General features: G+C 60.7%; 21 protein-coding genes and 1 tRNA gene. 11 read left to right on the forward strand and 11 right to left on the reverse strand.

Annotated features, from left to right (window positions below; all coding sequences use genetic code 11):
- Positions 1 to 115 precede the first annotated feature (115 nt).
- The 5 genes from J2X71_RS34395 to hflX all read left to right on the forward strand — a co-directional run bounded on the left by J2X71_RS34395 (position 116) and on the right by hflX (position 6,418).
- Complete coding sequence (locus J2X71_RS34395; protein ID WP_310389547.1) at positions 116 to 2,383, forward strand: PAS domain-containing sensor histidine kinase; 2,268 nt, start codon at positions 116 to 118, stop codon at positions 2,381 to 2,383.
- Positions 2,373 to 3,737 carry a sigma-54 dependent transcriptional regulator gene (locus J2X71_RS34400; protein ID WP_310389549.1) on the forward strand — a complete coding sequence of 455 codons (1,365 nt, stop codon included), beginning with the start codon at positions 2,373 to 2,375 and terminating at the stop codon, positions 3,735 to 3,737. The genes J2X71_RS34395 and J2X71_RS34400 overlap by 11 nt, the downstream gene beginning before the upstream one ends.
- Before the next feature lie 60 nt (positions 3,738 to 3,797).
- Positions 3,798 to 4,661, forward strand: coding sequence for a D-amino-acid transaminase (locus J2X71_RS34405; protein ID WP_310389551.1), 864 nt, complete (start codon positions 3,798 to 3,800; stop codon positions 4,659 to 4,661).
- 110 nt (positions 4,662 to 4,771) lie between these two features.
- Complete coding sequence (hfq, locus tag J2X71_RS34410) at positions 4,772 to 5,014, forward strand: RNA chaperone Hfq (protein WP_003539403.1); 243 nt, start codon at positions 4,772 to 4,774, stop codon at positions 5,012 to 5,014.
- A 78-nt stretch (positions 5,015 to 5,092) separates the two neighbouring features.
- The gene (hflX, locus tag J2X71_RS34415) at positions 5,093 to 6,418 is read left to right on the forward strand and encodes a GTPase HflX (RefSeq protein WP_310389553.1); all 1,326 of its coding nucleotides are present in this window, start codon (positions 5,093 to 5,095) and stop codon (positions 6,416 to 6,418) included.
- A gap of 18 nt (positions 6,419 to 6,436) precedes the next feature.
- Here hflX and mazG read toward each other — a convergent pair whose 3' ends face one another.
- From mazG to J2X71_RS34430, 3 genes are all read right to left on the reverse strand, one after another.
- Positions 6,437 to 7,282 carry a nucleoside triphosphate pyrophosphohydrolase gene (mazG, locus tag J2X71_RS34420; protein ID WP_310389554.1) on the reverse strand — a complete coding sequence of 282 codons (846 nt, stop codon included), beginning with the start codon at positions 7,280 to 7,282 and terminating at the stop codon, positions 6,437 to 6,439.
- A 6-nt stretch (positions 7,283 to 7,288) separates the two neighbouring features.
- The gene (locus tag J2X71_RS34425) at positions 7,289 to 7,876 is read right to left on the reverse strand and encodes a nucleoside deaminase (protein WP_113325285.1); all 588 of its coding nucleotides are present in this window, start codon (positions 7,874 to 7,876) and stop codon (positions 7,289 to 7,291) included.
- Between the two features lie 93 nt (positions 7,877 to 7,969).
- Entirely contained in the window at positions 7,970 to 8,107 is a 138-nt protein-coding gene (locus J2X71_RS34430) for a hypothetical protein (RefSeq protein WP_162748161.1), read from the reverse strand.
- Positions 8,108 to 8,156: 49 nt separating this feature from the next.
- Here J2X71_RS34430 and cysG point away from each other — a divergent pair, with 49 nt between their 5' ends.
- The 5 genes from cysG to J2X71_RS34455 are packed head-to-tail and all read left to right on the forward strand — an operon-like array spanning position 8,157 to position 13,364.
- Positions 8,157 to 9,593 carry a siroheme synthase CysG gene (gene cysG, locus J2X71_RS34435; protein WP_310389556.1) on the forward strand — a complete coding sequence of 479 codons (1,437 nt, stop codon included), beginning with the start codon at positions 8,157 to 8,159 and terminating at the stop codon, positions 9,591 to 9,593.
- Between the two features lies 1 nt (position 9,594).
- Positions 9,595 to 9,909, forward strand: a complete 315-nt coding sequence (locus J2X71_RS34440; protein WP_113183069.1) for a DUF2849 domain-containing protein — start codon at positions 9,595 to 9,597, stop codon at positions 9,907 to 9,909.
- Positions 9,910 to 9,917: 8 nt separating this feature from the next.
- Complete coding sequence (locus tag J2X71_RS34445; RefSeq protein ID WP_310389561.1) at positions 9,918 to 11,588, forward strand: nitrite/sulfite reductase; 1,671 nt, start codon at positions 9,918 to 9,920, stop codon at positions 11,586 to 11,588.
- A gap of 10 nt (positions 11,589 to 11,598) precedes the next feature.
- Positions 11,599 to 12,111, forward strand: a complete 513-nt coding sequence (locus tag J2X71_RS34450) for a DUF934 domain-containing protein (RefSeq protein ID WP_310389673.1) — start codon at positions 11,599 to 11,601, stop codon at positions 12,109 to 12,111.
- Positions 12,112 to 12,152: 41 nt separating this feature from the next.
- A complete protein-coding gene (locus J2X71_RS34455; protein ID WP_310389564.1) occupies positions 12,153 to 13,364 on the forward strand; it encodes a UbiH/UbiF family hydroxylase in 1,212 nt (403 codons plus the stop codon).
- 31 nt (positions 13,365 to 13,395) lie between these two features.
- Here the strand turns inward: J2X71_RS34455 and J2X71_RS34460 are convergent, their stop codons facing one another.
- Positions 13,396 to 14,145, reverse strand: coding sequence for a cytochrome c biogenesis CcdA family protein (locus tag J2X71_RS34460; protein WP_007822496.1), 750 nt, complete (start codon positions 14,143 to 14,145; stop codon positions 13,396 to 13,398).
- A gap of 540 nt (positions 14,146 to 14,685) precedes the next feature.
- On the opposite strand from J2X71_RS34460, the gene J2X71_RS34465 reads away from it, so the two are divergent.
- Entirely contained in the window at positions 14,686 to 14,865 is a 180-nt protein-coding gene (locus J2X71_RS34465; protein ID WP_113183065.1) for a hypothetical protein, read from the forward strand.
- A gap of 131 nt (positions 14,866 to 14,996) precedes the next feature.
- Here J2X71_RS34465 and J2X71_RS34470 read toward each other — a convergent pair whose 3' ends face one another.
- The 7 genes from J2X71_RS34470 to J2X71_RS34500 form a co-directional block, all read right to left on the reverse strand.
- On the reverse strand, positions 14,997 to 15,266 hold the full coding sequence (locus J2X71_RS34470) for a hypothetical protein (protein WP_007826745.1): 270 nt from the start codon (positions 15,264 to 15,266) through the stop codon (positions 14,997 to 14,999).
- Between the two features lies 1 nt (position 15,267).
- Complete coding sequence (locus J2X71_RS34475; RefSeq protein ID WP_310389569.1) at positions 15,268 to 15,681, reverse strand: helix-turn-helix transcriptional regulator; 414 nt, start codon at positions 15,679 to 15,681, stop codon at positions 15,268 to 15,270.
- Between the two features lie 114 nt (positions 15,682 to 15,795).
- A complete protein-coding gene (locus tag J2X71_RS34480) occupies positions 15,796 to 16,050 on the reverse strand; it encodes a hypothetical protein (RefSeq protein WP_007826740.1) in 255 nt (84 codons plus the stop codon).
- Positions 16,051 to 16,469: 419 nt separating this feature from the next.
- Positions 16,470 to 16,545, reverse strand: a tRNA-Lys gene (locus J2X71_RS34485).
- 344 nt (positions 16,546 to 16,889) lie between these two features.
- A complete protein-coding gene (locus J2X71_RS34490) occupies positions 16,890 to 17,756 on the reverse strand; it encodes a DMT family transporter (protein WP_310389572.1) in 867 nt (288 codons plus the stop codon).
- A 10-nt stretch (positions 17,757 to 17,766) separates the two neighbouring features.
- Positions 17,767 to 20,163: a PIG-L family deacetylase gene (locus J2X71_RS34495; protein WP_310389574.1), complete on the reverse strand. Its 2,397-nt coding sequence runs from the start codon at positions 20,161 to 20,163 to the stop codon at positions 17,767 to 17,769.
- A 35-nt stretch (positions 20,164 to 20,198) separates the two neighbouring features.
- The gene (locus J2X71_RS34500) at positions 20,199 to 21,419 is read right to left on the reverse strand and encodes an ROK family protein (RefSeq protein WP_310389576.1); all 1,221 of its coding nucleotides are present in this window, start codon (positions 21,417 to 21,419) and stop codon (positions 20,199 to 20,201) included.
- Positions 21,420 to 21,510: the final 91 nt, after the last annotated feature.

Below are 21,510 nucleotides of genomic sequence, written 5' to 3' on the forward strand. Positions count from 1 at the left end.
ATAGGGTTTGGACATTCGCCCACGATCGAGTCGTTTGAACGCCGGTTTTTCGCAAGCCGGCGTTGGTTGGGCTTCTCGTTGGGCGCGACGGCACTGCCGTTCGAAGAGAGGCTGAATGGACGAAGAAGGGGCATCGCCGGAAACGGCGAACGAGGCGGTGACAACGGTGACCGATCGTCGTGCCCTGTTTGCCGTACCCGGTCTGGTGCTTGCCGGGGGCGCGTTGGTCTGCGCAACCGTCACGCTCTTCGTGCTGCTCGGCGTGACGCCGATTGCCCCGACCTCTCACGTCGTCATCGGCTCCGTCGTCATCAATTCCTTTTTCGTCCTCGGCCTGATCGCGCTGATCGGTCGCGAAGTTGCGCGGCTTTTCAAGGCCCGCACGCGAGGCCGCGCCGCTGCGCGCCTGCACATCCGGATCGTCGTGCTCTTCTCGATCGTCGCGATCACGCCGGCGATCCTTGTTGCGATCTTTGCCAGTATCACGCTGAACGCAGGCCTCGACCGCTGGTTTGCGCTCCGAACCCAGGCGATCGTCAGTTCGTCCCGCAATATCGGCCAGGCCTACATGCTGGAAAACGCCAGCTATCTGCAGGGGCAGACGGTTTCGATGGCAAACGATCTCGAGCGTAACCGCGCGCTCTACAGCCTGGACAAGACCGGCTTCGGCGAGCTGATGACCCGTCAGGCAAGGGGCCGCGGCCTGCTCGGCGCCTTCCTTGTCGAGCGCGATGGCTCGGTCATCGTCCAGGCAGACATCGCCACGGAAAAACCGCTGCCCGCCATCCCGCAGGATGCGCTGGAAAAGGCGGCCGCCGGCCAGCCGACGCTGATCCCGCCCGGTGTGACCAACCTTGTCGGCGCCATCATCAGGCTCGAGTCAATCCCCGGAACCTTCCTCTACACGGTGCGCGCAGTCGACCCCAAGGTCATGAATGCCATGCGCATGATGGAGGAGAACGCCACCGAATACCGTTCGATGGAAGCCGGCCGCGTCTCGCTGCAGATCGCCTTTGCAGTGCTCTACATCGGCTTTGCTCTGATCGTGCTGCTCGCGGCGATCTGGACCGCGATTGCAGTGGCCGACCGTATCGTGCGGCCGATCCGCCTGCTGATTACTGCTGCCGATAGCGTCGCATCCGGCAACATGGATATCGTCGTGCCCGTTCACGCTGTCGATGGCGACGTTGCCAGCCTGTCGCGCACCTTCAACAAGATGATCTCGGAAATCCGCACGCAGCGCGACGAGATCCTCGAGGCGAAGGACGAGGTGGACGATCGCCGCCGCTTCATCGAAGCCGTGCTCTCGGGTGTCACCGCCGCCGTCATCGGCGTTGAGCAGGACCGGCGCATCACCATCGTCAACAGTTCAGCCGAGGCGCTGATGGCGCTGCATGCCGATGAATTGCTTGGCAAGCGGCTGTCGGAAGTAGCACCCGAAGTGGATCAGGTGCTGACGGAAGCCGCCTCTCGCTATCGCGGCGACTTCCGCAAGCAGATCGCGCTGGTGCGCGGCGGTACGGTGCGCACGCTGAGCGTCCAGGTGACGCGCGAGGAAGTGCGCGATCTGAGTGAATCCTACGTCATCACGCTCGATGACATCACCGATCTCGTCATTGCGCAACGCTCCACCGCCTGGGGCGATGTCGCCCGCCGCATCGCTCACGAAATCAAAAATCCGCTGACGCCGATCCAGCTGTCGGCCGAGCGTATCCAACGTCGTTACGGCAAGCAGATCGACGAGAACGATCGCGCCGTTTTCGACCAGTGCACGGACACGATCATCCGCCAGGTCGGCGATATCGGTCGCATGGTCGATGAATTCTCCGCCTTTGCCCGCATGCCGAAGCCGACGAAGGAACCGAGCGATCTGCGCGCTATCCTTCACGACGCAATCTTCCTGCGCGAGATGGGCAACAACCATATCGCCTTCCAGCAGGAACTCGGCGAGGAGCGGCTGGAAGGCATGTTCGACAGCCGCATGCTGGGTCAGGCCTTCGGTAATCTCATCAAGAACGCTGTGGAAGCAATCGAGGCCGTGCCGAGCGAGGAACGCGAAGCGCGCAAGATCCTCGTCCGCGCCTCTCTGGATGAGGCGCGCGACCGCTTTACCGTCGATATCGTCGACAATGGCCGCGGCCTGCCTGTGGAGAACCGCCACAGCATTCTGGAACCCTATATGACGATGCGCGAGAAGGGCACCGGCCTCGGCCTCGCCATTGTCAAGAAGATCATCGAAGAACATGGCGGGCAGCTCGAACTGCACGATGCACCCGCAGATTTTGACCAGGGAAGAGGGGCCATGATCCGCGTGCATCTGCCACGCCGGGATGTGGCCGCTACCCCGTCAGCCAGTGACAAGGAAAGCGTTTATGGCCTCTGATATTCTCGTCGTCGACGATGAGCATGACATTCGCGAGATCGTTGCCGGTATCCTGTCGGATGAAGGCCACGAAACCCGCATGGCGCATGACAGCGACAGCGCGCTGGCGGCAATTTCCGATCGCGTGCCGCGTCTTGTCTTCCTCGATATCTGGATGCAGGGCAGCAAGCTCGACGGTCTTTCGCTTCTCGACGAGATCAGGACGCGCCATCCCGAGCTTCCCGTGGTGATGATTTCCGGCCACGGCAATATCGAGACGGCTGTTTCCGCCATCAAGCGCGGCGCCTTCGACTTCATCGAAAAGCCTTTCAAGGCCGACCGCCTGATCCTGATCGCCGAGCGCGCGCTGGAAAATTCCAAGCTGAAGCGCGAAAACGTCGAGCTGAAGCGCCGCGCCGGTGATGCGCTGGAGCTGATCGGCACCTCGATCGCCGTTTCGCAGCTGCGCCAGACGATCGAAAAGGTCGCGCCCACCAATAGCCGCATCATGATCTTCGGCGCATCCGGCTCCGGCAAGGAGCTGGTGGCGCGTATGATCCATAAGAAGTCGACGCGCGCCAACGGCCCCTTCGTGGCGCTCAATGCCGCCAACATCACGCCTGACCGCATGGAAGTGGCGCTGTTCGGCACCGAAGGCGCACCGGGGCAGGCGCGCAAGATCGGCGCGCTGGAAGAGGCTCATCGCGGTATTCTCTATCTCGACGAAGTCGGCGAAATGCCGCGTGAGACGCAGAATAAGATCCTGCGCGTGCTGGTCGACCAGCAATTCGAGCGTGTCGGCGGCTCCAAGCGCGTGAAGGTCGATGTGCGTATCATCTCCTCGACCGCCTACAATCTGGAAAGCCGCATCGCCGAAGGCTGGTTCCGCGAGGATCTCTATCATCGCCTGGCGGTGGTGCCGGTGCGCGTGCCGCAGCTTGCCGAGCGCCGTGAGGACATTCCATTCCTCGTCGACCAACTCATGCGCCAGATTTCCGAACAGGCGGGCATCCGGCCGCGCCGCATCGGCGATGACGCCATGGCTGTGCTGCAGGCCCATGACTGGCCGGGCAATATCCGTCAGCTGCGCAACAATATCGAGCGGCTGATGATCCTTGCCCGCACCGACGGTCCGGATGCGCCGATCACCGCAGACATGCTACCGACCGATCTCGGTGACATGCTGCCGAAGGTCTCAGCCAAGAACGACTACCACATCATGACACTGCCGCTGCGCGAAGCCCGCGAGATGTTCGAGAAGGATTACCTGATCGCCCAGATCAACCGCTTCGGCGGCAACATCTCGCGCACGGCGGAATTCGTCGGCATGGAACGCTCAGCGTTGCACCGCAAGCTGAAGTCGCTCGGCGTCTGATTTTTTTCCGGCGCGGGCTCAAGTTGCGCCGGTTCTTCTTTTTCCCCAAGCAGGTTTTCGATGCCAAGAATTGCCTATGTGAATGGACGCTACGTGCCGGATTCCAACGCCATGGTGCATGTAGAGGATCGCGGCTATCAGTTCGCGGATGGCGTCTATGAAGTCTGCGAAGTCCGTCACGGCTTGATCGTCGACCTGACCCGGCATCTGAACCGTCTCGACCGTTCGCTCAGTGAATTGCGCATCGCCTGGCCGATGAGCCGTGCGGCGCTGACGCAGGTGATTCGCGAGACGCTGCGCCGCAACCACGTCCGCAATGGCCTTTTCTACCTGCAGGTGACGCGCGGCGTTGCCCGCCGAGATCATGTGTTCCCCGCCGAAGGCACGCCGCCATCGATCGTCGTGACGGCCAAGAGCAGCGACCCGTCTGTCATTGCCAAGAAGAATGCTGCTGGCATCAAGGCGATCACCGTTCCCGATAATCGCTGGGACCGTGTCGACATCAAGACGGTCGGGCTGCTGTCGAATGCGCTTGCCCGTCAGCAGGCGAAGGAAGCCGGTGCCCAGGAAGCGATTTACGTCGATGCCGATGGCATGGTGAAGGAGGGGGCTGCAACCAACGTCTGGATCGTCGATGCGGACGGTACACTGGTAACGCGGCCTGCCGAACATGGCATCCTGCGTGGCATCACCCGCACAACTCTGATCGATGTCGCGGCCAAATTGGGGGTTAAAATCGTCGAGCGAAAGTTCTCCGTTTCGGAGATGATGGCCGCTCGCGAGGTCTTCATTACCGCGGCCACAAGCATTTGTTTTCCAGTGGTTTCCATTGATGGACACGCAATCGCGAATGGTCATCCCGGAAGCCTCTCGCAGAATATTCGGGAAGCCTTTTTCGACGTTGCGGAAAAGATTACGATTTGATACCAAGATTTGCTGGACAGGTGGAATGAGGGTGCCACCTGCCTTGCTGGTGAGGTTGATTGATATTCTACCGGCTTGATCAGGTCGGCAATAAAGAAAGAAGCGGCGCGATGGCGGAACGTTCTCAGAATCTGCAGGACTTATTTCTCAATACTGTACGCAAGCAAAAGATTTCCCTGACAATCTTTCTAATTAACGGCGTCAAACTCACGGGCGTTGTCACTTCCTTTGACAATTTCTGTGTTTTGCTTCGCCGTGACGGCCATTCGCAGCTCGTGTATAAACACGCGATCTCGACCATCATGCCTGGTCAGCCAATGCAGATGTTCGAAAGCGAAGAAGCAGCGTCCTAGCCAAGGCCAGCCGTCATCTCGACACGCGATACAAAGAACGATTCCATCATCCCTGAGGCAGCCAAGCACAGGGATGACATGCGCGCGACCGTCGTCGTCCCCGTGCTGAAGTCGCGTTCGCGGGGTGGGCAGACCGAATCGGCATCGACCCGCACTCCCGAAAGCCGTCTCGACGAAGCGACGGGCCTCGCCCAGGCGATCGACCTCGATGTCGTCAACGCTTCCATCGTGCCGGTCAACGATCCGCGCCCGGCAACTTTGCTCGGCACCGGCAAGATCGAAGAGATCAAGAACCAGCTCGATGAGCGTGATTCAGGGCTCGTCATTGTCGATCATCCGCTGACGCCGGTGCAGCAGCGTAATCTCGAAAAGGAATGGAACGCCAAGGTCATCGACCGGACGGGCCTGATCCTCGAAATCTTCGGCCGCCGCGCCTCGACCAAGGAAGGCACGCTGCAGGTCGATCTTGCGCATCTGAACTATCAGAAGGGCCGGCTGGTCCGAAGCTGGACCCACCTTGAACGCCAGCGCGGCGGTGGCGGCTTCATGGGCGGTCCGGGTGAAACCCAGATCGAAGCCGACCGACGCCTGCTGCAGGACCGCATCATCAAGCTCGAGCGCGAGCTGGAGCAGGTGGTGCGCACACGCCAGCTGCACCGCGCCAAGCGCAGGAAGGTGCCGCACCCGATCGTGGCGCTCGTTGGCTATACCAACGCCGGCAAATCGACGCTCTTCAATCGCATTACCGGGGCTGGGGTTCTCGCCGAAGACATGCTCTTCGCGACGCTGGATCCGACACTGCGCCGAATGAAACTGCCGCATGGCCGCACCGTCATCCTGTCCGATACCGTCGGTTTCATCTCCGACCTGCCGACCCATCTGGTCGCCGCTTTCCGCGCGACCTTGGAAGAGGTGCTGGAAGCCGATCTTGTCCTGCATGTCCGCGACATGTCTGACGTAGACAATCAGGCCCAGAGCGCGGACGTGCTGCGCATCCTGAATGACCTCGGCATCGACGAGGCCGAAGGCGAGCGCCGCATTCTCGAAGTCTGGAACAAGATCGACCGGCTGGAACCCGAAGCCCATGACGCCATGGTGCAGAAGTCCTCCGGCATGAAGAATGTCATTGCCGTTTCCGCTATCAGCGGTGAGGGCGTGGACAGGTTGATGGATGAAATCAGCCGTCGTTTGTCCGGTGTCATGACGGAAACGACTGTCACGTTGCCGGTCGACAAGCTGGCGCTGCTGCCCTGGCTTTACGATCACGCTATCGTCGACAGCCGCGAGGACAATGAGGATGGCTCCGTGACATTGGACCTGCGTCTATCCGAGACGGAGGCTACCGAGCTTGAGCGCCGGATCGGCAATGGTCCGAAGCCTGCAAAGGAAGACTGGGAACGGTAATCGCGTTTGAGCGGAGTTTCACTCCGCCCCGGCTACGACAGCCCGCTCGATCGCCTTGGCCGCCTGCCAGATCTCTTCCATCCGTTCCAGACTAGCCGCCTCCAGGCTCTCACCTTCTGCATCAAGAACCATCTCGATATGATTGAATCGGCGCCGGAACTTCGTATTCGTGCCACGAAGCGCCTGTTCCGGATCCGCCTTCACGTGCCTGCCGATATTGACGACGGCGAAGATCAGGTCGCCGAGTTCGTCGCTGACCTTTGACTTATCGCCCTCACGCAGCGCAACGCGCAGCTCATCGACCTCCTCCTCGATCTTGTCGAGAATCGGTTCGGGTGCTGACCAGTCGAACCCAACCTTGGCGGCACGTTCCTGAAGCTTCAACGCTTCCGTCAGCGCTGGAAAGCTGCGTTGCACCGAGCCGAGGAAACCCGCCTTGAAATCTTCCGTGATGCCGCGCCGCGCCCGACGTTCGGCGCGCTCGCGCTTCTCTGCTTGCTTGATCTCGTCCCACTGCTTCTTCACGGCGTCGGGCGTATCCGCATCCGAACGGGCAAAGACATGCGGGTGGCGACGGATCATCTTGCGGGTAATGGCTTCCACCACATCGCCGAAGGAAAACTCGCCGGCTTCTTCGGCCATGCGCGAATGAAAGACCACTTGCAGCAGCAGGTCGCCGAGTTCGTCGCAGAGATCGTCCATATCCTTGCGCTCGATCGCGTCGGCAACCTCGTAGGCTTCCTCGACCGTATAGGGCTTAATGGTCTCGAAATTCTGCTCAATGTCCCACGGGCAGCCGGTCTCGGGATCGCGAAGCGCGGCCATGATCTCGATCAGGCGCGAAATGTCTTTCGAAGGTTCCATGGTCTCTCAGCTCAGCGGAATGTCGTTGGCGCTCTTGGTGGCCTGATAGGTGTCGGAGAGCGCGGCGTAGCGCGATTTGATCCGCTCTGTCTGCGCCTTGAGTTCGGCCTTCAGCGCAGCATCCTCGGTCTCGACGAGATCGGCGATCGCAAAGCTCTTCCAGAAAGCGTTTTGCCGCCTGTAGCCGCCCGGCTCGAGCCCGAAGACTTCCTTCAGGATCTTGAGATCGTGCGGGATGGCAAAGCTGTCGCGCGAATCCTCGTGGCTGAAGAAATAATAGAAATTATCGAAGCCGGCCCAGGTGATCGCCGACATGCACATGGTGCAGGGTTCGTGCGTGGAGAGAAAGATCAGGTCTTTCGTCGCCGGCTTGTCGTTGAGCTCGTAAAAGCGCTTTAGCGTATGCACTTCGCCGTGCCAGAGCGGATTTTCGAGCTCGTTATTGGTCTCAGTGACGACGAGCGCAAGATCGGATTTGCGCAGGATCGCTGCCCCGAACACCTTGTTGCCGGAAGCGACCCCAAGTTCCGTCATCGGCAGGATGTTATCCTCCATGACCTGCAGAAGGCGGGAGGCGATTGTCTTTTCCGGCATGAAAATCTCCTGTTTGGCTCATCCTATCGCCCCGCGGAATGAAGCGGAATGCATAAGTCCAGCGCCGGGGACTTTGCCACAGGCTTTATCGCTTCATCCTTTGGGCGAAAAGCTGCGCGAACCGCTCAAGATATGTGGTTTTTGCGCCGCACGGGTCAGTTTTCTCAAATCATTGATCAAGCGGGTAAAAGAATACGCGACTGGCCGGCCTTTGGAATTCTGTTTCTTCATTCGCCTGTCCGGAGAATGCATATTCGGAGAACTTCGAAGTGGATTGAGAATGCCTCCCAGGACTGAACAGCTTTCGGTATTTCCCGCCTTCTTTCGCGTGGAAGGTCGGACTGCGGCCGTTTTCGGCAATGGCGACGAAGCTTTCGCCAAGGTCCGCCTGCTCTTGAACACGCAGGCGCGCATTGTCGCGCATGCGGATCGCCCTGAAGCCGATTACCACGCTTTTCTGATTGCCAACGGCATCGAGACTGTCCGCGCAGCTTTTGCGCCCGAACAGGTCGAGGGTGCCATATTGGTGTTTGCGGCAACCGGTGACGCCGAACAGGATCGTCGTATCGTCGATGCCGCGCGCGCCGCGAAGATCCCGGCCAATGCCGTCGACCAGCCCGATTATTGCGATTTCTACACGCCCGCTCTCGTTAATCGTGCGCCTGTTGCCGTTGCGATCGGTACCGAAGGGGCAGGGCCGGTGCTGGCGCAGATGATCCGCGCCCAGATCGATCAGCTCCTGTCGCCCTCGCTCGGCCGTCTCGCCGCTCTTGCGACCAGCTATCGCAAGGCTGTCGAACACCTCGTTCCCCGGGGCGTTTCCCGCCGCATCTTCTGGCGTCGTTTCTTTTCCGGCCCGGTCGCCGATGCTGTCGCCAACGGCAACCTGCCGCAGGCCCGCCGCGCCGCCAATGGTCTGTTGCGCTCGCTGGATCGCGTTGAAGGCCATGTTTGGCTGGTCGGCGCCGGTCCCGGTGCCGAAGATCTCCTGACCTTGCGCGCCCAGCGCGTGATGATGGAGGCCGATGTCATCGTCTATGACGCGCTCGTGCCGCAGGCGATCGTCGATATGGGCCGCCGCGATGCCGAGCGTCTTTCGGTCGGCAAGCGCAAGGGCTGCCATTCGAAGTCCCAGGAAGAGATCAACGATCTCTTGGTCGATCTCGGTCGTCAGGGAAAACGCGTCGTGCGCCTGAAGAGCGGCGATCCGCTGGTCTATGGCCGGGCAGGGGAAGAGATGGCAGCGCTACGCGCCGCCGGCATCTCCTATGAGATCGTGCCCGGCATCACCTCCGCCTTTGCCGCTGCTGCCGATTTCGAACTGCCGCTGACGCTGCGCGGCGTTGCCTCTTCGCTGGTCTTTACGACCGGACATGATCTGACCGGCGACGTTCTGCCGGATTGGGCGAGCCTTGCCGTGTCGGGCGCCACGATCGCTGTCTATATGGGCCGCACCGTCGCGGCCTCTGTTGCCGAACGTCTGATGCAGGCCGGCATTCCGTCGGAAACCACAGTCGCTGTCATCGAAAATGCCAGCCGTCCGGATCGCCGCCTGTTGCACGGAATCCTGCGCGATCTTCCCGACCTGCAGCACCGTGACGAGTTGACGGGACCGGTCATGGTCATTATCGGCGATGCGGTCGCAGGCGCCAATTTCGAACTGTCCGAACCGCTGGTGCGTGAACGCATCCGGTTCGATGAACTTGCAAGGAGCTGACATGGTAGACAAGGTTCTGACCGCCAACCGCTTGGGCGACGGCATTGCCGTCTGGCTGAACGCCAATGGCGAATGGGTGACCTCGTTGCAGGAGGCGCTCGTCGCCCGCCATGCCGAAGCCGTCGCTGCCCTTGAGGAGATCGGCAAGAAATCCTATGCCGACAACAAGGTCGTTGACGTTGCTGTCGTCGAAGTTCAGGAAACCAACGGCCAGCTCTGGCCGCTGCGTCTGCGCGAGCGCATTCGCGCCCAAGGCCCGACCATGGAATATGCGCCTGGCTACAAGCCGGCCGATCCAGAATTCATTGCAGTCTGAGGAAGACGATGTACCGTTACGACGAATTTGACCACGCCTTTGTCGCCGAGCGCGTCGAGCAGTTTCGCGATCAGGTTCAGCGCCGCCTTTCCGGCGAACTGGCCGAGGACGCATTCAAGCCGCTGCGCCTGATGAATGGTGTTTATCTGCAGCTTCATGCCTACATGCTTCGCATCGCCATTCCCTATGGCACGCTGAGCTCGCGCCAGCTGCGTATGCTCGCCCATATCGCGCGCACCTATGACCGCGGTTATGGCCACTTCACCACGCGCCAGAACCTGCAGTTCAACTGGCCGAAGCTGTCGGATATGCCTGATGTGCTGGCCGAGCTCGCGACGGTCGAAATGCACGCCATGCAGACCTCGGGCAACTGCATCCGCAACGTGACGGCCGACCATTTTGCCGGTGCCGCCGCCGATGAAGTCGCCGATCCGCGTCCCTATGCCGAAATCCTGCGCCAGTGGTCTTCCGTTCATCCGGAATTCTCCTTCCTGCCGCGCAAGTTCAAGATCGCCGTCACCGGTGCCGAGCGCGACCGCGCTGCCATCCAGGTCCACGACATCGGTCTGCATCTGAAGAAGAACGACAAGGGCGAAATCGGCTTTGCCGTCTATGTCGGTGGCGGTCAGGGCCGCACGCCGATGGTTGCCAAGCTGATCCGCGACTTCCTGCCGGAAGAGGATCTCTTGTCCTACACGACCGCAGTCATGCGCGTTTATAACCTGCATGGCCGCCGCGACAACAAGTACAAGGCCCGCATCAAGATCCTCGTTCACGAGACCGGCGCAGAAGAGCTTGCCCGTCAGGTCGAAGTCGAATTCGCACAGCTGAAGGATTCCGAGCTGAAGCTGCCGGAACAGGACGTGCAGGCCATCACCGCCTATTTCGCGCCGCCGGCCCTGCCGCAACGTGCCGAGGGTTGGGAAAACCTTGCCCGCTGGAAGAAGGCCGATCCGGCTTTCGCCCGCTGGGTTCAGCAGAATGTCCAGCCGCACAAGAACCCCGATTACGGCATGGTGACGATCTCGCTGAAGCCGATCGGTGGCATTCCGGGTGATGCGTCGGACTCGCAGATGGATGCGATCGCCGATATCGCCGAAGAATATGCTTTCGACGAAATCCGCGTCAGCCACGAGCAGAACCTCATCCTGCCGCATGTGGCGCTCGCCGACCTCGAAGCCGTCTATCGTGGGCTCGTGGCGATTAATCTGGCTGAAGCCAATGCCGGCCTGATCACCGATATCATTGCCTGTCCGGGGCTCGACTATTGCGCGCTCGCCAATGCGCGCTCCATTCCGCTCGCGCAGGAAATCTCCCGCCGCTTCGGCGATGCGGCGCGTCAGGCTGAGATCGGCGAGCTGAAGATCAAGATCTCCGGCTGCATCAATGCCTGTGGCCATCACCATGTCGGCCATATCGGCCTTCTGGGCGTGGAAAAGAAGGGTGCCGAACTCTACCAGATCACGCTGGGCGGTTCCGGCGACGAGCACACCTCGATCGGCGAAATCATCGGCCGCGGCTTCGAGCCGGACAAGGTGACGGATGCGATCGAAACGATCGTCGATACCTATCTCCGCCTGCGTCTCGATCCCTCGGAAATCTTCCTCACCGCCTACCGCCGCGTCGGCCCGCAGCCTTTCAAGGAAGCGCTCTACGGCTCGGCAGCGGAAGCGGCATAAGGAGGGGATGATGACGAAGATCTGGAGAGAAACCGGTTTTATCGAGAACGATCCCTGGGTGATCGAGACCGACGAGGTGAAGGCGGCGGGCAATCAGAAGCCGCTGCTGACACTCGACGAGCTGATCGCCAAGGCTGACGAGAGCAATGATGTCGGCTTGGGCGTGGTCATCAGGCCGGCGGACGATGTCTTGAAGCTCGAACCCTATCTTTATCGTCTGGAGATCGTGGCTGTCGCATTCCCGGCCTTCAACGATGGCCGTGCCTTCAGCCATGCTTCGCTTCTGCGCCAGCGCCTCGGTTACACCAACGAGCTGCGCGCCGTTGGCGACGTGTTGATCGACCAGGTGCCGCTGATGCTGCGCGTCGGCATCGATAGTTTCGCCGTTACCAACGAGACGGCGATCTGCCGCCTGTCGGAAAAGCGCCTGCCGTCCATTCCGCATCATTATCAGCCGGCGGTGCGTGACGCCGAAGCCGGCAAGGGCTATAGTTGGCGCCGTCAGGCAAAGCCGGCCGCCTGAGGCTGCCGGTTCTGCCGTCTTTTTGATGACGGAACGATAGCATGAGTAAATTCGAAGTGGCGGTGATCGGCGGCGGTCTCGCCGGCATGATCGCCGCAGTCGCCCTGGCGCGCGGCGGTCGCAACGTGGCGCTGGTCGCCCCTCCATCCCCCAAGGAAGATCGCCGCACGACGGCGTTGATGGACCAGTCGATTCGCTTTCTGGATCGCCTGACACTTTGGGAAAAGCTTCGCCCGGCAGCCGCACCACTCACCAGCATGCGCATCATCGACGGCACCAACCGTCTGCTGCGTGCGCCGCCGACGACCTTCCGCTCCGCCGAAGTCGGGCTGGATGCCTTCGGCTATAATTTCCCGAACAAGGCATTGATGGATGTGCTCGAAGCTGCGGTGGCCGCTGAGGGCAATATCAGCCGTTTCAGCGACATGGCCGAGACGATCGGGATCGCTCCGGAATCTGTAACGATCACGCTCGCAGGCGGAGAAGAGATCAGTGCCGATTTTGCTATCGGTGCTGATGGCCGCAAATCGAAGCTGCGGGAGACGGCCGGCATCGATGTGCGCACTTGGTCTTACCCACAATCGGCGATGGTGCTGAACTTCGCGCACACGCTGCCGCACCAGAATATCTCCACAGAGTTCCACACGGAGCACGGCCCCTTCACCCAGGTGCCGCTGCCGGGCAACCGCTCCAGCCTCGTCTGGGTACAGAATCCCTCGGATGCCGCAGCCCGCGTCGAGCTGTCGCTCGCCGAACTCGGCAATGTCGTGGAAGAGCGCATGCAGTCCCTACTTGGCAAAGTCACTGTCGAGGAGGGCGTTCAGATCTGGCCGCTGTCGGGCATGATGGCGCATCGTTTCGGCAAGGGCCGGATCGCACTGATCGGCGAGGCCGCACACGTCTTCCCGCCGATCGGAGCCCAAGGCCTGAATCTCAGCCTTCGCGATATCATGGCGCTGACCGATCTTCTCTGCGCGCGCGCGGAATTGCCTGTCGCCGCCGATGCCGGCACAAGCTTCGACCGTAAACGCCGTGCCGATATCATGACGCGCACCGCAAGCGTCGATCTTCTGAATCGTTCGCTGCTCTCCGATTTCTTGCCGGTACAGGTTCTGCGCGCCGCAGGCCTGCATGTCCTCTCAGCCATTCCGCCGCTGCGCAATATCGTCATGCGCGAAGGCATCGAACCGGGGCACGGCCTCCGCGATATTCCGGATGCGATCAAGGAACGGCTGAGCCGGAAGAAAGCCTGATTTGTTGCAATGTATCGGCTGAGCCTGGCGCTCAGCCGATTTGCATCAGGATTGGGAAGGTCTGCTGGAACCAGATCGCGACATTGCTGACCCAGCCAAGCAGGAAGGCAAGCCCCGTCAGCACAAGGAAGACGCCCATGATCTTCTCCACCGTGCCGAGATGCCGGCGGAAGCGCGACAGGAAGCGCATGAAGGCCCCGGAAAAGCCGGCAGCGATCCAGAAGGGCACGGCAAGGCCGAGCGAATAGACGGCAAGCAAACCCGCACCTGAGCCGACCGTTTCACGCGATGCGGCAACGCCGAGGATTGCCCCGAGCACGGGCCCGATGCAGGGCGTCCAGCCGAACGCGAAGGCAAGTCCCATGATATAGGCGCCTGTCAGCGTCGCCGGCTTGCCATTGCCCTGGAAACGGGCTTCCCGCGCCAAGAGGCCGATTCGGAAAAGCCCGAGAAAATTCAGCCCCATGACGATGATGATCAGGCCGCCGATCTTGGAAAGCAGATCGAGGTGCTGGCGCAGCACCATGCCGATGGTCGAGGCGCCGGCGCCGAGCGCCACGAAGACGGTCGCAAAGCCGAGCGTGAAGAAAAGCGCCGAAAAGAGCACGCCGCGCCGCACATCCGGTGCCGCGGCAACCGTGCCGCCGCCGCGGAACTGCTCGACCGAAATGCCCGCCATATAGCAGAGATAAGGCGGAACGAGTGGAAGCACGCAAGGCGACAGGAAGGAAAGCGCTCCGGCAAGCAGCGCGCTCCAAAGGGAAATATCGGCAATCGACACGCATTCTCTCCGGCAGCAGTCTGAGCGATGTTCCTAGCGCCGCAAAGGGGTGATTGCCAATCACCTTTTTGCGCTGAGCGCAGCCGGCAGGATCTCCAAATTGCCGCAGGCCTTGACGCAGCTCCGTCCATCCCAACACGGGACAGGGCATGTGGATATTAACCGCGCGCAAACCATCTTTGGCTCTGTGAATGGATCGACTCGGGCATGACCGGTGGTATTGCCCGGCATTTGCAGGCACCCCACTGCGAATGCCGGGAGGTCCGGCCGGCGGACATACGAGGCCGACGCCGGATCTCTCGCTACTCTATCCGGCCTGTTGGCTACGGCGGCCGAGAGCAAGCTTGTGATGTCGTTTAGTTGCGATGACTGCTTGGTGCTGGTATGCGCTACAGCATCCGGCCCGAAAATCGGAATCGATTTTCGGAAAGCCTGATGCGTAGATTCAAAGTGTTAGAGCGTCCTTTGTACGTCCGAATAGACGCACGGCGCTCTAGCGTGAGAGATTGACGCCGGAACATCCACCGAGGAGAAATATTGATGAGCAGATTTCGGGCATTGGTAGCAGCCGGAGCGCTGATCGGCATCTCGCTGCTCACCGCGTGCGCAACTCCCCCGAATTCATACGGCTCCGCTTCAGGCTACGTGCCGGGAGATTCGATGAATCGCGCCTGTGCAGATGGCTTCAGGCCCAGGGATGGTCGCTCCTGCAGCTACTGACGGTGAGCATCGCGAATTCGCGTTGAGAAACTCGCTACCGGCACCAGTGCCGGAAGCTTAAAGGTCTCCTCAATGTGGCAGTGCACGGATTGGTAGGCCGCGAGGAGAGGCCAGGGAACGGGTCGATCCCATCAATGCACCAGCGGCTCATCCTCATCGAGAAAGCTTCGCACGCCATCTCGTTCTGCGGTGGCCAGGAACTCTTCCCAAGCTTCCAGATCCGTCGCGAATGCATCTTCCCAGGTCGTCACGACCTCGGTTTGCGAAATGACCTCGAGAGTCCAATCGCCATTGGTGCCCGCCGGCCGATGTATATCGACGAGCACGGTTACGCCGTCATCTTCGAACTCGCCGGAGAAATCGGAATGCTCGAGCTTTGGTTCTTTGGGTGTTTTCGCCATTTTAACCTCCAGCACCAGGAGGTGCATCATTCTCATAAAACTCGCGATACTGAATAGTCTCGCGTTCTTTGACGTCGATCGACGCACCGGCAGGCTGCGTCAGGCGCACACCTGGGCCGCCTGAACCGGAATAGTTCCCATCAAGAAAGGTGACGCCGGCGGCTTGTAATACCGCAACGACTGAAGCGACGTTATTGCGCATGCCCTCGACAGCGCCCTCGCTGGCTTCCATGCGTCGCAGGGTCGGTGCTGATACATTTGACCTGCTGGCCAGCTCAACCTGACCAATCCCCAGTAAAACACGGGCGGCCGCCAACTGTCGGCCGGTTAAATGATCAAAATTGCCCATTGTGAAAATATCGCCCGATACGCTCTGTCGATGGGATTTATTATCATTGTGAGCGAAATTAATCAATGAAAACGCCTCGCTGTGAGGAGATGGGATCAGTGGACTTGTGCCCCTCGGCAGCCCCTACAACGCGGCCGGTACATGCGCAGTACGGTTCCGATTTGCCACTGATCGACCTGGCTACCGCTTTTCCCGGGCGTCACCTGGCAAAGCATCAATTAGCTGATGCACCTTTCCGGTGGCGAAGACGATGTCTTCACGCGGCAGATGGACAGTTATCTCAATCTCTTCCCATCTGCCGCCATGGTCTTTTGCGAACCTGACAGCGGCTTCCAGAGAGGTGAATTGCACGGCCGGTGCGTTGGCGGTCCAGAACTGCACGCTGCAGTCCGCCGCACTGTAATCTGTAAATGCCTTCTGAGGATCTAGGGCCATGGCACGTGCTTTACACCGACGCCGCTTGATTGGCCAGCGAATGCCTGCCTTGTATGCGAACGTCAAGAAAGCCCAAGCAACCCGCCTAGCCTCAGAGAAGAGCGAGCCGTTCATCAACCGGGCGTGCCTGTGCCGCGTTGCCAGAGAGAAGGACATGACCAAACTTTCAGAGAAATCACAGGAGTTAGCGGCTGCTGGCCTAGGCGTGAGCATGAAACAGCGAGCGGCAGTGTCGCGGATTCGTCGTGATTCGACTGGAAGGCGGCCAGCCCACCGCCTGCCAACTCGGCAAATTCCCGATGTGGCTTGCGCCAATCGTATTCCGTAAACGCTCGCCACGTGCCGGAAAGACTGGGCAATAGGCGTCAACAATCTGTGCCGGTTGCTATCTCTACAGATTTGATTTCATTAGGAAATTATGGTGAGAGCGTCGGGGTTCGAACCCGAGACCTACTGATTAAAAGTCAGTTGCTCTACCGGCTGAGCTACGCTCTCACTCTCCGCGGTGCGAAGCACCCCGGCCGGAAGTGCGCGGAACATATGCAGGTGACCTATCGCGGTCAACTGAAAAAATCTTCTTATTTGTGCATTTTGGCGCATTTCTTGCGCGCATGCGATGTTGCCCAAAACCGCCTGCCGAAGCAATCCACGCGATCTGATCAGGCGAGTGGGTAAGCGTTCTTCGCGAATATGGTACTTCGTGCGACTTTGAGGACATAAACCAAAACATCGAAAAACTGCCATGGCGGTCGAGATTATATCCAATCCGTGCCTTGGATTATGCTGAGCCGGCTGCGGTGAGCGTCATCACCACGCTTTCCCTATCCGTCGACGCTGCGTTAGCCTCGGCGCTGTTCCAGGAAGGCGACTGCCTGCAAGGTTGCGATGATGACGATTATGCCGATGAGCGTGCGCAATTCGGGCACCTCACCAAAGAAGACATAGCCGCTCGCCGTTGCAAAGACGATTGACAGATAACCGAACGGTGCAAGCAGACTGGCGCTGGCGATCTGATAGGCGCGCAGGAAGCAGAATTGCCCGATCTGCGCCAGCAGGCCGATTCCGAGCAGGGCGGGCCAATCCTCACTGCGTACCGGTTGCCAGACGAAAAGCGCCGGAATGAAGGTGATGAGGGTCAGGCCGGCCGTATAGAAGACCATCATCACAGTCGTGTTTTCGTAATGCAGCATCCGAGTCTGGATCGTCGCCAACGCCCCGAAGGTGATCGAGAGGAGCACTGCCAACAGCCCGAGATTCCAGGCGAATGTATCCGGCGCCAACGTGATCAGCACGCCGACAAAGGCGACGACAGCGCCGATCCATCGCCACCGGCCGACCCTTTCGCCGAGCATGACGACGGCCATCAGCATCGAAATCAGCGGCCGCGTGAATCCGAGCGCATTGACCAGCACCAGCGGCAGCATGGTGAGCGCGACGAAGTTACTGGTCAGCGCAACGGCATTGCAGCTGATGCGCATGATGTTTCGCAGCGGATCCCTGGAATTGGCAAGCTGCCGGCGATGCCGCCAGATCATCGGCGCGATGAGTATGAGCCCGATCAGCGCGCGGATGAAGACGAGCTGGATCGCCGGATAAGACGCGCCCTGCATCTTGACCAGCACCGTCATGCCGGTCACCAGTGTCGTGTCGGAAAGCAGCCAGACAATGCCGAAGCGGCTGTCCCTGGCTGCTATGGATGCATCCATTCCTGTTGCCTCAGGCGGGCTGGACGAGATTGGCGATCAGCCGGAAGGCACCTGATGTCAGCTTGTCGAGCTGATGATGCAGCACGAGGCTCGTATGTGTATGCCGCCCCTTGCCGATTTCAGCCGAAATCAATGCGCCCTTGAGTGGTTGTTCCTCGGGGTCATGCATGGCAAGCAGCGGCACATAGGCCTCGTCCCAGCGGGCGGCGAAATAGAGGCCGCGCTCCTTGTCCCAGCCATCCCAGTCCACGGATGTGATCCTGTTCGGCCCCTTAAGTAGTGGATGCTCCGGCTCCTGCACGGTCACCTCTGCTGCCGGATCGGTCACGCGCCAACGGACGGAGGGCGAGCCGATATCGATCCGCTTCGGCGGCGTGGCATCCGGCTGCCAGCCATCGCTCGGGCGATGATAGAGCGTCAGCAGGTGGCCGCCATCTTCCACGAAGCGATGCAGGCGGGCGGTTGCAGCTGCCAGATCCTTGCGGCTGCCGAAGGCGAAGATGCCGACGACGATGGTCGTAAAGCGCGAGAGATCGCCGGACAGGGCCTGCGCATCGAGTTCAGTGACATCGAGCCCCATGCGGCCAAGCCAGAGCCCGACGCGATCGGCACCGCCGCCGACATAGCCGATCTTGGCGCCATCAGGCAGTTTGAGGTCGAGCGCCAAAACGCGCAGCAGTTCCGGTTCGCGAAAGCTGGTGCGGCCGATATGCGGATAGGCGATCGGCGAGATGCGCATCGCCGGCTGCCCGTCCACGAGCGGCGTGATGGCGAAGAGGCCAGGCCTTATCGAGGTAGGAGGGGAAAGCGTAAGCGCGCCATCAGCCTCCTTGATCGCCCAGCCGGCCGGCGCGGAAAAGCTGACACGTCCTGCAGACGCAGCCTTGATCGCCAGCTCCGGCCTCTCGCCATCTACGGGAATGATGAAAGCATTGGGCTGAAGGTTCAGCGAGTGTTGCGGCGCGACTGTAAGCGGCTCCTCAAGATCGACGGTCACCGTGACTGAACGGCTTCCGACCTGTGCCCTTACCTCGACGAAGGCATTGCCGTTGCCGCCGAGGCTCGACCATCCCGGCTGATATTGCCGCGTGAGCGGCGCATCCGCGGTTGCTGTCAGCGCATACACAATCTGCTTCGGCGAGGTTTCCTTGACGCTCGCCGAAATGCCTGCGGGCAATCTGATGCTGGCGTCGACAACAGCGGTTCCGGCATTGCCGCTGAGATGAAGGATCAGCGTGCCGGTTGCTCCAGGCGAAAGCGCGGCGGGTTCGGCAACCGCCCGGACGAAGACCTGTTCGGCTTCGCAAAGTGCGGCATCGATTTCCACGAGCTTGCGCTGCAGACGATGCCCGTGCGTTTCGAGGAAGGCGTCAGGCGCTTCCTCAAGCGCCTTTTCAACTTGATGTGCCGCCTGTAGCAGCGCATCGACGATGGCGGATCGTTCCGGAAAGCGCTCGATCGCCTTGCCGATTGCGCCATCCGCGCGCATCACCGCATCGACGACACTTTGCGGCAGCTCCGTTTCGCGGGCGAGATCGGCGAGTGTCGAGGGAAGCGAATCAAGGGTGGACGCCTCCGCGACGGAACCCTGCGCGCTGAGCTTCAGATGCAGTGGCCATTCGGTATCGCCGATATCGTACCAGCGGCCCATGCCTTGTGAGGCATGGTAATACCGCGACCATTCGCCGATATGGTCGTAGCTGACGCCGCTGACAGGTTCGAGATCAGTGGCTTCGAGCGGCAATGTCATAACCGGCGGCGGCACTTCGTCATCATAGGTATCCCCGCCGCCTGACCATGCCGGCAGATAGAATTTCGCGACCTGCCATGGCGACAGACCCTCGTCGAAATGTTCGGGAAAAGCCGAGGGATCAGCGGCAAGTCCGACAGCGGCTTCCGCCGCCCGCGTCATCGCGCGGTGGTGCCCATGCTGACCCGGTACGTCGAGAAAGGTCGGCAGCACGATATCGGGACGCTCCGTGCGATAGGCCCGCACTAGCCGCTCGACGATGCGCTTTTCGCCCCACCGGTCGAATGTCCAGTCGCCATTCTTGGAAAAGCCGAAATCATGGATCGGATCATCAGGGCCGTGGCCGAGCCAGTGGACATCGGCGTCGAGTTCGTAGGCAGCCTCTTCCATCTCGCGGCTTCGCATGATGCCGAGCGCGCCGAGCCGTTCCGGTCCGAGCGCATTCTGCCCGCCTTCGCCGCGCGTCGAGCAGGCGACGATGACGCGCATGCCGAGGCCGAGGCGCAGATAGGCGAGCAGGCCGTTATGCTCGTCATCGGGATGCGCGCCGGTATTCATCATGGTGACGGTCGAGGTCAGGCGGGACAGGGCCCGGTGCAGCCGCGTGAGCGAAAGGCTCCGCTTCTGTTTCTCAATACGATCTCGATCGGTCAGCATGGTTCCTCCATTGGGACAGACCGGCGGCGCGCATCTTAAGCTGCGTTATCGGCGACGGCGGTCGGTGAAATGTCGAGTTTGGGGGTGACGGCTTCGAAGAGCGGCAGCGCCGCTGCGCCAAGTGCGGCCGTCAACTGGCCCGTCTGGCCGCGAATGACGCGCGGCAAGGCGCGCGTGCGCCGACTGGCAACAGAAACGGGAAGGGTCTGCATGGCCGCGACGATCTCATCGATGACGGCATCGGGGAGCGCACCGCCGAGGATGACGGTCTCCGGATCGAGAACGTTTTCCAGCATTGCCACCATCGGCGAGAGATAGTCAGCGGTCTCCGCGATCCACTCCTTCACGACGGGATTGCCGTCCCGGTGCAGCACTTCGATCGCCGCAAAATCAGCATTCTCATAGCCCGCCTCGATGAGCTTCTCCTTCAGCGCATGCAGGGATGCATAACGTTCCAGGCAGCCGCGCTGGCCGCACGGGCAAGGTTTTCCGCGCGGGGCAACGACCACATGGCCGATTTCGCCGGCATTACCGAAGGCGCCACGGAAAGGTGCGCCGTCATGGATCAGCCCGAGGCCGACGCCGACGCCGAAATAGATCATGCAGAAATTGGAAATGGCGCGGCCCGCACCGAACAGCCGCTCGCCGACGGCGGCAGCATTCGCATCGTTTTCGACGATAACGGTCTCGCCGCTCGCTTCGCTGAGCAATGCAGCCGGATTGATGCTGCTCCAGCCGGGCAGGGTGGTCGGGCCGACCGAGCTCATGCCTTCGATCTCGAAGGGGCCAGGCATGACCACACCGATGCCGAGAAGCTTGGACGGGAAGTGCTTGCGGACCTTCTTCACCTCGCCGGTAAAGAGCGGAACGATATGTTCCGGGCTCGTATTCTCCACCGGCATGATGGTCTCGGAACGCACCTTGCCGGAAAGGTCGAGTACCGTCGTAACCATATGGTCGGCAGCGATTTCGACGCCGATCGTGACGGCTCCATCAGGGTTGACGGCAAACTGGATCGGCGGCTGGCCGCGGCCGGAACGCAAGCGGCCGATCTCCATCAGCAGCTCTTCGCTGACGAGCTCGTCGACGATATTGGCCACCGCCTGCGCAGTCAGGTGCGTCAGCTTGGCGATATGCATGCGGCCGAGCGAACCATGCATGCGCACGACATCGAGCACGACACGGCGATTATGGTCGCGGCTGCGCTCGGGGTTCTTGCCCATCGCGATCTGCTGCTTGCCGGATTGCCGTGTCATCTCGCCGCCCTCGTCTCTGCCGATATGGATAGCGCCGATATCATGAAAGGAGCAATAGAATAATTAAACTAAATTATCTTATTGACAAAAC

The sequence above is a fragment of the Rhizobium sp. 1399 genome (assembly GCF_031455475.1).
Taxonomy (GTDB): domain Bacteria; phylum Pseudomonadota; class Alphaproteobacteria; order Rhizobiales; family Rhizobiaceae; genus Rhizobium.

Excerpts from the sequence above, each read along its gene's own strand:
- J2X71_RS34440 (WP_113183069.1), top strand. The coding sequence starts at position 9,595 with ATGGTAGACAAGGTTCTGACCGCCAACCGCTTGGGCGACGGCATTGCC.
- J2X71_RS34430 (WP_162748161.1), bottom strand. The coding sequence starts at position 8,107 with ATGAAGAAACAGAATTCCAAAGGCCGGCCAGTCGCGTATTCTTTTACC.
- J2X71_RS34425 (WP_113325285.1), bottom strand. The coding sequence starts at position 7,876 with ATGCCGGAAAAGACAATCGCCTCCCGCCTTCTGCAGGTCATGGAGGAT.
- J2X71_RS34480 (WP_007826740.1), bottom strand. The coding sequence starts at position 16,050 with ATGGCCCTAGATCCTCAGAAGGCATTTACAGATTACAGTGCGGCGGAC.
- J2X71_RS34470 (WP_007826745.1), bottom strand. The coding sequence starts at position 15,266 with ATGGCGAAAACACCCAAAGAACCAAAGCTCGAGCATTCCGATTTCTCC.
- J2X71_RS34465 (WP_113183065.1), top strand. The coding sequence starts at position 14,686 with ATGAGCAGATTTCGGGCATTGGTAGCAGCCGGAGCGCTGATCGGCATC.
- hflX (WP_310389553.1), top strand. The coding sequence starts at position 5,093 with ATGCGCGCGACCGTCGTCGTCCCCGTGCTGAAGTCGCGTTCGCGGGGT.
- cysG (WP_310389556.1), top strand. The coding sequence starts at position 8,157 with ATGCCTCCCAGGACTGAACAGCTTTCGGTATTTCCCGCCTTCTTTCGC.
- J2X71_RS34445 (WP_310389561.1), top strand. The coding sequence starts at position 9,918 with ATGTACCGTTACGACGAATTTGACCACGCCTTTGTCGCCGAGCGCGTC.
- J2X71_RS34400 (WP_310389549.1), top strand. The coding sequence starts at position 2,373 with ATGGCCTCTGATATTCTCGTCGTCGACGATGAGCATGACATTCGCGAG.
- J2X71_RS34405 (WP_310389551.1), top strand. The coding sequence starts at position 3,798 with ATGCCAAGAATTGCCTATGTGAATGGACGCTACGTGCCGGATTCCAAC.
- J2X71_RS34495 (WP_310389574.1), bottom strand. The coding sequence starts at position 20,163 with ATGCTGACCGATCGAGATCGTATTGAGAAACAGAAGCGGAGCCTTTCG.
- J2X71_RS34395 (WP_310389547.1), top strand. The coding sequence starts at position 116 with ATGGACGAAGAAGGGGCATCGCCGGAAACGGCGAACGAGGCGGTGACA.
- J2X71_RS34455 (WP_310389564.1), top strand. The coding sequence starts at position 12,153 with ATGAGTAAATTCGAAGTGGCGGTGATCGGCGGCGGTCTCGCCGGCATG.
- hfq (WP_003539403.1), top strand. The coding sequence starts at position 4,772 with ATGGCGGAACGTTCTCAGAATCTGCAGGACTTATTTCTCAATACTGTA.
- J2X71_RS34490 (WP_310389572.1), bottom strand. The coding sequence starts at position 17,756 with ATGGATGCATCCATAGCAGCCAGGGACAGCCGCTTCGGCATTGTCTGG.
- J2X71_RS34450 (WP_310389673.1), top strand. The coding sequence starts at position 11,599 with ATGACGAAGATCTGGAGAGAAACCGGTTTTATCGAGAACGATCCCTGG.
- J2X71_RS34500 (WP_310389576.1), bottom strand. The coding sequence starts at position 21,419 with ATGACACGGCAATCCGGCAAGCAGCAGATCGCGATGGGCAAGAACCCC.
- mazG (WP_310389554.1), bottom strand. The coding sequence starts at position 7,282 with ATGGAACCTTCGAAAGACATTTCGCGCCTGATCGAGATCATGGCCGCG.